At 71.9% G+C, this 11,368-nt stretch carries 8 protein-coding genes; 4 read left to right on the top strand and 4 right to left on the bottom strand.

The genetic code is table 11. The features are described 5' to 3' along the window. Positions 1–18: 18 nt before the first annotated feature. On the bottom strand, positions 19–1,338 hold the full coding sequence (locus ABZ783_RS00135; RefSeq protein ID WP_357433158.1) for an ABC transporter substrate-binding protein: 1,320 nt from the start codon (positions 1,336–1,338) through the stop codon (positions 19–21). A 274-nt stretch (positions 1,339–1,612) separates the two neighbouring features. On the opposite strand from ABZ783_RS00135, the gene ABZ783_RS00130 reads away from it, so the two are divergent. The 3 genes from ABZ783_RS00130 to ABZ783_RS00120 all read left to right on the top strand — a co-directional run bounded on the left by ABZ783_RS00130 (position 1,613) and on the right by ABZ783_RS00120 (position 5,571). After that, a complete protein-coding gene (locus tag ABZ783_RS00130; RefSeq protein ID WP_357433156.1) occupies positions 1,613–3,673 on the top strand; it encodes a beta-galactosidase in 2,061 nt (686 codons plus the stop codon). A 29-nt stretch (positions 3,674–3,702) separates the two neighbouring features. Continuing rightward, positions 3,703–4,479 (top strand): DeoR/GlpR family DNA-binding transcription regulator, encoded by a 777-nt coding sequence (locus ABZ783_RS00125; RefSeq protein ID WP_357433154.1) that lies wholly within the window; start codon positions 3,703–3,705, stop codon positions 4,477–4,479. 132 nt (positions 4,480–4,611) lie between these two features. Then, positions 4,612–5,571, top strand: a complete 960-nt coding sequence (locus tag ABZ783_RS00120) for a sporulation protein (protein WP_357434270.1) — start codon at positions 4,612–4,614, stop codon at positions 5,569–5,571. A 59-nt stretch (positions 5,572–5,630) separates the two neighbouring features. Here the strand turns inward: ABZ783_RS00120 and ABZ783_RS00115 are convergent, their stop codons facing one another. After that, positions 5,631–6,008 carry a hypothetical protein gene (locus tag ABZ783_RS00115; RefSeq protein ID WP_357433152.1) on the bottom strand — a complete coding sequence of 126 codons (378 nt, stop codon included), beginning with the start codon at positions 6,006–6,008 and terminating at the stop codon, positions 5,631–5,633. Positions 6,009–6,176: 168 nt separating this feature from the next. Beyond that, positions 6,177–8,219 (bottom strand): glycerophosphodiester phosphodiesterase family protein, encoded by a 2,043-nt coding sequence (locus ABZ783_RS00110; protein ID WP_357433150.1) that lies wholly within the window; start codon positions 8,217–8,219, stop codon positions 6,177–6,179. Between the two features lie 183 nt (positions 8,220–8,402). On the opposite strand from ABZ783_RS00110, the gene ABZ783_RS00105 reads away from it, so the two are divergent. Then, positions 8,403–8,825: a hypothetical protein gene (locus ABZ783_RS00105; RefSeq protein WP_357433148.1), complete on the top strand. Its 423-nt coding sequence runs from the start codon at positions 8,403–8,405 to the stop codon at positions 8,823–8,825. A 103-nt stretch (positions 8,826–8,928) separates the two neighbouring features. Here the strand turns inward: ABZ783_RS00105 and ABZ783_RS00100 are convergent, their stop codons facing one another. After that, the gene (locus ABZ783_RS00100) at positions 8,929–11,148 is read right to left on the bottom strand and encodes an ATP-binding domain-containing protein (protein WP_357434268.1); all 2,220 of its coding nucleotides are present in this window, start codon (positions 11,146–11,148) and stop codon (positions 8,929–8,931) included. Positions 11,149–11,368 lie beyond the last annotated feature (220 nt).

Below are 11,368 nucleotides of genomic sequence, written 5' to 3'. Positions count from 1 at the left end.
TCCTCCTCCCTTCCGCCGTCAGCTGGTGAAGATCGACTTCTTCTGGTTCTCGATGCTGGTGAGCAGCCCGCTGATGTCCTTCGGGTTCTTGATGAACTGCTGGAACGCCGGGATGATCACCGTGGAGGCGAAGTCCGGCCGGGTGTCCCGGTCGAGGAACTGGGCGATCTCCGTGGCCGAGCCGACCAGTTCGGCGGCCTTCTTCTTCAGCGCGTTGTAGCCGCTGGTGTCCCCGCCGCTGTTGGCCACCAGGGTGCCGGGGTCGCCCTTCACCATGATGTTCGCGGCGTCGACGCCGCCGATGTATTCCAGCAGCTTCTTGGCGTTGGCCTCGGACTTCGGCTTGCGGGCCATCATGTAGCCGTCGATCGGCGCGTCCAGGGCCTTGGCCCCGATGGTCGAGTCGATCTCGGGGAAGGTGAAGAAGTCGATGTCGTCCTGCTCGTTGTCGTTGAACTGCTGGGCGACGAAGAGGCCGAGCAGGTACATGCCGCTCTTCTTCTGCTGCAGCGACTGGGCGGCCTCCTGCCAGGTCCGGCCCAGGGCGTCCGGCTGGTGCAGCGGCAGCAGCCCGGCCCAGGTGTCGAAGACCTTCTTCACCTTGTCGGAGGTCCACGCCTCCTTGCCGGCCATCAGGTCGACGTGGAACTGGTAGCCGTTGATCCGCAGGTTGAGGATGTCGAAGGTGCCCATCGCGGGCCAGCCGTCCTTGTCGGCGAAGGCGATCGGGATGAGGCCATCCTTCTTCATCTGCCCGGCGAGTGTGGTGAGGTCGTCGAGCGTCGTCGGCACCTGGTAGCCGTGCTGCTGCCACACCGACTTGCGGTAGAAGACCGCCCACGGGTAGTACGACGCGGGCACGAAGTACTGCTTGCCGTCGTCGCCGGTGGACGCCTTCTTGAACGCGTCGGAGAAGCCGGAGAGCTTGCCCCAGACGTCGCTGACGTCGCCGGCCAGGCCCTTGGCGGCGAAGAACCGCATCCGGTAGCCGGCGAACCAGGTGAACACGTCGTCCGGCTTGCCCTGCAGGTAGTTGTTGATGTTCTCCTGGAACGTGTTGTGGTCAACCGTGTTGATGTTGACCTGGACCCCGGACGAGCTCTGGAAGCCGGCCGCCAGCTTGGCGAGGACGTCCTTCGGCGTCGGGTCCGAGGCGTTCGAGCCGACGGAGACGGTCTTCGAGCCTGCGCCCGAGTCGGAGTCGGAGCCGCAGCCGGCGAGCAGTCCCGTGCCGAGCAGCGCGCCCGCGCCGGCGAGCAGCGAGCGGCGGTTCAGGCCGGCGACGGACGGGGGCACGAGTCGGGCGAGGTATTCGGCTTGCGATCGGGGACGGGACATGGTGCCTCCTGCGTGGAAGAGGTGCGCTGCGTCCAAAAGCCGTGGTGGTGGGATCGGTGTTCGCGCCGGCGGCGGTGGATCCACCGCGAATCCACATGTCCGAACACAAACAGCCGGTGGCGGTTGAAGCTACCCCCTGGTTCCGCGCTGTCAAGGGGGGAAGCGGACAGCGACAACCCAGTTGTGACATGGCCGAGACCGGCCAACCGTGGTAATCACTGTCGATGTTGGAAAGTGTTGACTTGGTGGCCGTTCGGGGGCACCCTCTGCACTCATGCGGACCTGGCACGGTGAGCGGATCTGGTACGGGGCCGACTACAACCCGGAGCAGTGGCCCGAGGAGACCTGGGTCGAGGACGTCGCGCTGATGCGCCGGGCCGGGGTCAATCTGGTCTCGGTCGGGATCTTCTCCTGGGCCCTGCTGGAACCCGCCCCCGGCCGCCACGAGTTCGGCTGGCTCGACCGGGCGCTCGACCTGCTGCACGACGGCGGGATCAGCGTCGACCTGGCCACCGCCACCGCCAGTCCGCCACCCTGGCTGGCCCACCGGCACCCGGAGACGCTGCCCCGACGCGCCGACGGCACGATCCTCTGGCCGGGCGGGCGGCAGGCGTACTGCCCCAGCTCACCGGTCTTCCGGCAGCGGTCCCTCGCGCTGGTCGAGGCCGTCGCCGGCCGGTACGCCGACCACCCGGCCGTGGTGATGTGGCACGTCTCCAACGAGCTGGGCTGCCACAACGTGCACTGCTACTGCGACGTCAGCGCCGAGGCGTTCCGCCGCTGGCTGCGCGAGCGCTACGGCGACCTGGACGCGCTCAACGCGGCCTGGGGCACCGCGTTCTGGAGCCAGCGCTACCACGACTGGGCCGAGATCAACCCGCCACGGACCGCCCCGACCTTCGCCAACCCCACCCAGCAGCTGGACTTCCTGCGTTTCTCCTCCGATGAGCAGCGCGCCCAGCTGCGTGCGGAGCGGGAGGTGCTGACCCGGCTCACCCGGCAGCCGGTCACCACCAACTTCATGATCGGCACCGGCGTCAAGCACCTGGACTACCACTCCTGGGCGTCCGACGTGGACCTGGTCGCCAACGACCACTACCTGATCGCCGCCGACCCGCGGCCGCAGGTCGACCTGGCGCTCGCCGCCGACCACACCCGGGGCGTCGCCGGTGGCGGGCCGTGGCTGCTGATGGAGCACTCCACCAGCGCGGTCAACTGGCAGCCGCGCAACGTCGCCAAGACCCCGGGCCAGCTGCGGCGCAACAGCCTCGCCCACGTGGCGCGCGGCGCCGACGGGGTGCTCTTCTTCCAGTGGCGGGCCTCCCGGGCGGGCGCAGAGAAGTTCCACTCCGCGCTGGTCCCGCACGCCGGACCCGAGACCAAGGTGTTCCGCGAGGTGTGTCGGCTCGGCGCCGACCTGAAGGCCCTCGCCGAGGTACGCGGCAGCCGGGTCGAGTCCGAAGTGGCGATTCTGTTCGACTACGCGGCCTGGTGGGGCGTCGAGCTCGACTCCCACCCCAGCACCGACGTCACCTACGTGGACCGGCTCGCCGCCCTGCACGGCGCGCTCTGGCGGGCCGGGGTCACCGCCGACGTGGTGCACCCGTCGGCCGACCTGTCCCGCTACCGGCTGGTCCTGGTGCCCACCCTCTACCTGGTCCGCGACGCCGACGCCGAGGCCCTGCGCGCATTCGTGGCCGCGGGTGGCACCGCCCTGGTGACCTACTTCAGCGGCATCGTCGACGAGCACGACCACATCCGGCTCGGCGGCTACCCAGGCGCGTTCCGCGAGCTGCTCGGCGTCCGCACCGAGGAGTTCTTCCCGCTCCGCGAGGGTGAGCGGGTACGCCTCGACGACGGCGCCACCGCCGACGTGTGGACCGAGTGGCTGCACGCCGACGGGGCGGAGGTGCTCGCCTCGTACGCCGACGGGCCGCTGCCCGGGGTGCCCGCGCTGACCCGGCACGCGATCGGCGCCGGAGCCGCCTGGTACGTCGCCACCCGGCTGGACGCGGCCGCCACCGACCGGCTCGTCGCCCGGCTGCTCGCCGAGTCCGGCGCCCGCCCGCCGGTGGCCGCCTCGGCGGGGGTGGAGGTGGTACGCCGCCGGTCCGCCGACCGGAGCTGGCTGTTCGTCATCAACCACACCAATGCCGAGGCCCGGCTGGCGGTCACCGGCGTCGAGCTGCTCGGCGGCGGCCGCTGCGACGGCGAGCTGGTGGTCCCGGCCGGCGAGGTGGCGGTGGTCCGCGAAACGCCGGCCCGCGCCGCCGAGGTGCCGGCCAGGGTGGGGGCCGGCGATCCGGCGACGGACCGGACGGCCGAGGCCGCCTGACCGTGGCCCCCGCACCCGAAGGAGGATCCATGCTCGCCCAGCAACGGCAGAGCGCCATCCTGGAGCTGATCCGCCAGCGTGGTGGCGTCCGGGTCAGTCATCTGGTCAGCCGCTTCGGGGTGTCGGACATGACGATCCGGCGGGACCTGGAGGTGCTCGCCGAGCGGGGGCTGGTCGACAAGGTCCACGGTGGCGCGACGCTGGCCGGCCCCGGCTCGGCCGAGGAGCCCGGCTTCGCCGCGAAGTCGATCCGGCAGCAGGCCGAGAAGCGGGCCATCGCCGAGCGGGCCGCCGGCCTGGTCGAGCCCGGGATGGCGATCGCGCTCTCCGCCGGCACGACCACCGCCGCCCTGGCCGCCCGGCTCGCCGACGTCCGCGGGCTCACCGTGGTCACCAACTCGGTGCCGGTCGCCGACGCCCTCTACCAGAACCCCCGCCCCGACCAGACCGTCGTGCTCACCGGTGGCATCCGTACGCCCTCGGACGCGCTGACCGGGCCGGTGGCCGAGGCGGCCATCGCCGCCCTCAACGTCGACCTGCTCTTCCTCGGCGTGCACGGGATGAGCCCCCGGACCGGGTTCACCACGCCGAACCTGCTGGAGGGGGCGGTCAACCGGGGGCTGATCGCGGCCGCCCGGCGGCTCGTCGTGCTCGCCGACCACACCAAGTGGGAGACCATCGGGATCGCCACCATCGCCCCGCTCGCGGCGGCCGACGTGCTCATCACCGACGGCGGGCTGCCCGCGGAGGGACGGCAGCAGATCGGCGAGCAGGTCGGCGAGCTGATCGTCGTGCGGGTCGACTGACACCGCGACGAGCGCCGTGCCGGCGGAGGCCTCGTGCTCACAGCCACTTCACAGCGCTGCAGGTTAACGTGCCTTTGGTGGTCCCGTGCGCGCTCTGTCGTGGAGCGTGCCGAAGGTGGAAGCGGAGTGGCGATGGTCTTCAAGAAGATGCTGAGCGCGTTCGGCGTCGGCGGCCCGAGCGTCGACACGGTGCTGACCAACCCGAACACCCGGCCCGGCCTGGCCCTCGATGGGCACGTCAACCTGGTCGGCGGTGACCTGCCGGCCAGCATCGAGCAGATCAGCGTCGGCCTGGTCACCCGGGTGGAGGTCGAGAGCGGCGACTCCGAGTACGCCGGCATCATGGAGTTCCACCGGATGCCGGTCAGCGGCCGGCTGGAGCTGGCGCCGAAGCAGCAACTCTCCCTCCCGTTCCAGCTCCCGGTGCCGTGGGAGACCCCGGTCACCGACGTGTACGGGCAGCGGCTGCGCGGTATGACCATGGGGCTGCGTACCGAGGTCGCGGTGGCCCGCGCGGTGGACAAGAGCGACCTGGACCAGGTGGCCGTGCACCCGCTGCCGATCCACGAGCGGATCCTCGAGGCGTTCCAGACGCTCGGCTTCCGGTTCAAGCACGCCGACCTGGAGCGCGGCCACATCTACGGCGTGCAGCAGACGCTGCCGTTCTACCAGGAGATCGAGTTCTTCGCCGCGCCGCAGTACGCGCAGGCCGTCAACGAGGTCGAGCTGACCTTTGTGACCAGCCAACGGGGCGTCGAGGTGATCCTGGAGTGCGACAAGCGGGGCGGGTTCTTCACCGCCGGGCACGACGTCTTCGGCCGGTACACCGTCCCGCACAGCGACACGGGCCGCACCGACTGGGCCCAGGTGGTGGACGGCTGGCTGCGGGAGACCACCTCGCGCTACGGCAACCTGCGGGCCCAGGGCTTCGGACCGCACGGGCACCACGGCCACCACGGGCGCCGTGGGCCGGGAGTCGGCGGCATGGTGGCGGGCGCCGCCCTGGGGGTGGCCGGTGGCCTGGTCGCCGGTGAGCTGATCGAGGACGCCTTCGAGGGCGACTTCGGGGACTTCGGCGGGGACTTCGAGTAGTCCACGCACGACGGTGGCCCCGGGAAACTCCCGGAGCCACCGCCGCTCTCAGGTGTTGCTCACTGGCGCCGGGCCGCCCGGCGCTCCGCGATCGAGTGGCGTTCGCTACCAGCCTTGGCCAGACCACGGCTGAACAGGTAGGCGCCGGTCAGGACCGTCAGGAACCACCACGACAGGTTCGGGTTGGCGAGGTTCAGGCCGTTGCCGCCCCCGCCGGGCCAGTACGCGGCGACGATGACGCCCGCGACGGCGATCGCGTACACCCAGAACTCTGTGGTGAGAAGGGCGTGCTTGGTCTCGGTGCCCGGAGTCGGCTGCCGGCGACCATCCTCGATCATCGGCATCTGACGGGTCTGGACGTCCTGCATGGCCATCCGGTTGGGCGCCTCCTGCGCCGGCCGGTTCATCGGCCTGGTGGACGCAGCCTGCGTGCTCATCTTGTCCTCCTCGGATGCGATGAGTTGCACACCCGCCCCGCTACCGCGTTTCGGCCACGGCACGGTTCGCGTTTCGTGGCGGGGGCACCCCGCGTCTACCCGAGGGCCCCGGAGAGGTAACACCCGATCGGCGGCGGATGTGGTCTCCCCGGGGCTCCTGCCGGTCGGTCAGCGCAGGCCGTTGCGCACCGCCACCGCGATCAGCAGGTCCGGGTCGTCGGTGATGAGGCCGTCCACGCCGAGGTCGATGACCCGCTGCATCACCGCCGCGTCGTTGACGGTGTAGGGGACCACGGTGAGCCCGTACCGCCGCTGCAGGGTCGGGACGTCCGGTCCGTGGAAGTATGCCGGGTTCTGCCGCAGGTACCAGTCGGCCGAGGCCACCGTGACCTGCCCCGGGTCGTGCACCTGCCAGTTCGCCGACACCGTGGCCGCGCCGGACTGCCGGACCAGCTTGCCCAGGTCCTCGTGACGCCACCAGTCCAGGCCGGCGGTCCACGGGCTCCGCACCGTCGGGTCGCCATAGACCGCCTGCAGCGAGCACTCGTCGGCGAGGGTGGCGCACTCGGCCGGGCCGTACTGCCAGACCAGGGCGACGGTGTCGATGTGGGGGTCGAGGCGGTGGGCGTAATCGATGGCGCGCCAGTCGAACGACTGGACGGTGGCGCGCCGGGTGAAGCCGGCCCGCTCGATGGCGGTGACCAGCTTGCGGGTGAAGCTCTGGTACGGCTCGGTGTCGGTCACCAGCGGGCTGATCTTCGTCTCGATGTTCATCCGGACGTCGTCCCGGCCGCTCGCCGACACCAGGGCGAAGACCTCGTCGAGGGTGGGGATCCGGGCGCCCGGCACGGCCACCTGGGCGGGGAACTCGGGCAGCGTCTTCGCGCCGCAGTCGACGGTCTTCAGCTGGGCCAGGGTCAGCTCGTGCACCAGCTTCCCGACGTACGGGTACTTCGGGTCCCCGGGGCGTACCGGCGCGGTGTCCACGCAGTGCGACCCGTTCACCGCCCGGTCGTGCAACACGACCAGGTGCCCGTCGGCGGTCACCCCGGTGTCCAGTTCGAGAGTGGAGATGGCCGGGTTCTGCAGGGCGTGCGCGAACGCGGGGAGGGTGTTCTCCGGGCGGGTGGCCCGGCCGCCCCGGTGGGCCTGGATGTCGAAGGGCGAGGCGTACGCCCGGGGCAGCCGGTAGTCGCGCTCGGCGAGCAGCCCGCGCAGCCGGTCCGGGTAGTCGGTGATGAGGCCGTCCACGCCGTCGTCGATCAGCTTCGCCATGGTCGGCACGTCGTCCACCGTCCACGGGATCACCTTGATCCCGTTGCGGTGCGCGTGCGCCACCATCTCCTTCGTCACGTACGGCCGGTAGCCGGCATCGGTGACCGTGCCGTTCTGCGGAAAGCCGTGCACCGGCGAGAACGCCGCCGCGCCGAAGCTGCGGACCGCGGCGATCGGGTCGCCACCGAAGTCGTCGATGTCCAGGCCGCCCAGCCACGGCGACGCGCCCGGCTGGCCGACCTGCAGGAAGTCGTAGTTGGTCAGGGCCACCAGCGGCAGTCGCGGCTCCACCTGGCGCATCCGCATCAGCGCGCCCCAGTCGAAGCTCTGGATCGTCACCTGGCGCAGCATCCCGGCGTTCCGGATCTCCCGCGCGGTGACCTGCACGAACTGCTCGCGCGGCGCGGTCTCGGCCGGCGCGCCAGCCTCCACCTTGGTCTCCACGTTGAGCATCACGTCGTCCGCCCGGTAGCGCTTGACCAGGGCGAAGACCTCGCGCAGCAGGGGCATCCGGGCGCCGGGCACGGCGAGCTGGCCGGGCTTGTCGGCCAGGGTCTTCGCGCCACAGTCCAACGTGCGCACCTGAGCCAGGGTGAGCGTGTTGACGTACTTTCCGACGTACGGGTACTCCGGGTCACCCGGGGTGGCCGGTGCGGTGTCCACGCACTTGGCGGCGCTGACCTTCCGGTCGTGGGTCACCACGGCCTGTCCGTCCTCGGTGATCTGCACGTCCAGTTCGAGCGTGCTCACGCCGAGTTGAAGTGCGTTGCCGAACGAGGCGAGGGTGCTCTCCGCCCGCAGGCCCAGGCCGCCGCGGTGGGCCTGGAGGTCGAAGGTCCGGCCGGGCCGCGGGGCCGCCTCGGCGGGCGCCGGGAGACCGGCGGTCACGGTCGCCGCCAGGAGCGCGGCGAGGGTGGTACGGCGTACGGTGCGCACGCTGTCTTCCCTTCGGGGGCGGGCGGGTCCCGCCAACCCGCGGCTCAGCATGGGCAGCCCGGGCGGCCGGCAGGCGAGCAGCGGGAGACGCGCCGGTGAACCCGGGCGGACGACCAGCGCGGGTTTGGACCGCCGGTCGTCGGGCACGCAACAAAGATCCGAGAACGCTGCGAGGTGGTTGACGTGCGTGAGGACGACATGCGGCAGGAGGCCGCCCGGCGGGCCGAGGACCGGATCGCCGGCGGCGTGTACGGCAAGGGCGCGGTGAACGAGGTCACCGTGCCGCAGACCGATGTGCTGCGGGTGATCCAGGAGGAGGATCCGGACGACCCGGCGCACGTGCCGGTCGACCCGAACGTGCTGCGCGACGGCGGCCCGACGCGCGGTCAGGGTGCGGTCACCACGACCGGGGGCACGGCCGGCCCGGCCAGCGCCCGGCGGCTGGCCCGCCAGCCGGAGCGGCACCGCGGGAAGGTGGCCCCGACCACCACGGGTGACGCCACCACCGGTGGCCTGAGCACCCCGGCCGGCGGCTCCACGAGTGACGCCTCGTCGAGCGGCAGCCAGGTCGGCAACTTCACCGACGAACGACCCCACCCAGGCTGACCGGCGGGATCCCCGCCCCGTCGATCATGAGGTTGGCGGCACTCGTGGAGATCGAGATCGCCGTCAACCTCATGATCACCTGGGGAACGCGGGGGCGGGGTGGTCAGGGGGTGCGGAGGATGCCTAGGCGTTGGGTGCCGCGGGTGAGGGCGACGTAGAGGTCGCTGTGGCCGCGCGGGGACTCGGCGACGATGCGGTCCGGGTCCACCACCAGGACCGAGTCGAACTCCAGGCCCTTGGCCTGCTCCGTGGTGAGCACCACCACCCGGTTCGCCAGCTCCGGCTGTTCCCCGACGGCGGCCTCCGGCAGGGCGGCGGTGACCGCCCCGCCCAGCTCCGCCACCCGGCCGGCCGGCACGATCACCCCGAGCCGCCCGTCGGTCAGCCCGGCCGCCTCCCGCGTTGCCGCCGCGACCAGCTCCGCGGCGAGCCGGTCCGCGTCGACGGTCCGGTCCCACGGCGGCACGCCGCTGGCGCGTACGGAGCGGGGCGGGCGCAGCGCCGGGTCGATCGCGGCGAGCACGTCGGCGGCGACCGCCATGATCTCGGCGGGGGTGCGGTAGCTGACGGTCAGCTCCTCCAGCCGCCACCGGTCCGCCACGTACGGCGCCAGCGCCTCGGACCAGGACGGCGTGCCGGCGAGGGCGCCGGTCTGCGCCACGTCCCCGACGATGGTCATCGACCGGCTCGGGCACCGGCGCATCAGCAACCGCCACGCCATCGGCGACAGCTCCTGTGCCTCGTCGACGATCACGTGCCCGAACGCCCAGCTCCGATCGGCGGCGGCGCGCTGCGCGGTGGTCAGCCGGTCGGACTCCTCCTGCCGTTCCAGCAGCCGGTCGGCGTCGATGAGGTCGGTGACGCCAAGGATCTCGCCGCCGTCCGCCTCGTCCTCGACGTCGATCGACCGGGAACCGCGGGCGATCTCCAGCACGCCCTCGGCGTACTCGCGTTGCAGCGACCGGATCCGCTCCCGGCGGGCCGCGGCGGCGCGCTCGTCCTCGCCCAGCAGCTCGGCCGCCTCGTCCAGCAGCGGCACGTCGGCCGGCGTCCAGCCGCCCGGCTCGCGGTGCAGCATGGTCCGCTCGGCGTCGGTGAGCATCGGCGCGGCGGCGGCGATCCGCTCCGGCGCGCCGTACAGGTCGGCGAGCAGCCGCTGCGGGGTGAGCACCGGCCACAGCTCGTCCAGCGCGGCCCGGACCTCGGGCTCGTCGCGCAGTTCCCGGCGGATCTCGGCGCGGTCGGCCTCGGACAGCAGGTTGTCCCCGCCGAGCGGGTCGGCCCCGATCCGCTCGGCGACCTGGTCGGCGAGCGCGTGCACGATCTCGATGTCGAACAGCGCCCGGGCCAGGTTGTGCGGGCGGTCGGCGCGGCGGACCCGCTCCCGGGCCTCCCGGACCACGGCCGGGTCCAGGGTGAGGATCTCCCGCTGCGGCAGCTCGATCTCCAGCGGCTCCTCGGGCACCCACTGCCGGTCCCGTACCGCGTTGGCCAGCACCTCGGCCATCACCGCGCGTCCCTTCAGCGCGGCGGTCTCCGCCGGCTCGGTGCGCCGGGCCTGCACCCCGGGAAAGAGGTCGGCCTGGGTACGCAGCAGCACACCCGTCTCGGCCAGCGCGGGCAGCACTTGGGAGATGTAGCGCAGGAAGGTGGCGTTCGGGCCGACCAGCAGCACACCCCGGGTGGAGAGCTGCTGCCGGTGCGTGTAGAGCAGGTACGCGGCCCGGTGCAGCGCCACCGCCGTCTTGCCGGTGCCGGGACCCCCCTGCACCACCAGCACCCCCGGCAGGTCGGCGCGGATGATCCGGTCCTGCTCGGCCTGGATGGTCTCGACGATGTCGCGCATCCGGCCGGTGCGGCCGGCGTTCAGTGCGGCGAGCAGCGACGCCTCGCCGGTCAGCTCCTCGTGTGCGGTGGGGGAGGCGGCGGCGATGTCCAGCACCTCGTCGTTGATCCCGGTGACCTTCCGCTCCCGGGTGCGCAGGTGCCGGCGCCGGCGTACGCCCTGCGGGTTGGCAGCGGTGGCGAGGTAGAACGCCCGGGCCGCCGGGGCGCGCCAGTCCATGAGCAGCGGGTCGTAGTCGCCGCTGGTGTCGAAGATGCCGATCCGGCCGATGTAGCGGCGGGAGTCGTCGTCGCCGTCGAGGCGGCCGAAGCAGAGGCCGGTCTCCACCGCGGAGAACTGCTCGACCTGGTCGGCGTACATCCGGACCGTGAAGTCACGCTGCGAGCGGGCCTGCTGCGTGCCGCCGGTGCTCCGCAGCTCCTCGGTGAGCCGCCGGCCGGCCTGCTCGCGCATGCCGTCCAGCCGGTCGTAGAGCATCGAGACGTACTCCTGCTCGCGCCCGATCTCGTCGTCCTGGTGCAGCTCTACGTCGGAGTGCGTTGACAAGCCGGCTCCTCATTGGCTAAAATCGTCGCAGGAATGGCTTTCATCAGCCGTTCCTTTTTGTGTTTGAACTGAGAAAGATACCGCCTGGCCCGCTACCGGGCCAAGTGAACCAGGCCGTCCGTGGCCACCTCACACCGCCGCGCCGCGCTTC

Origin of the sequence: Micromonospora sp. NPDC047738 (assembly GCF_040642675.1) — a bacterium.
Lineage (GTDB): Bacteria > Actinomycetota > Actinomycetes > Mycobacteriales > Micromonosporaceae > Micromonospora.
This window is presented reverse-complemented; position numbering and strand designations above follow the sequence as displayed.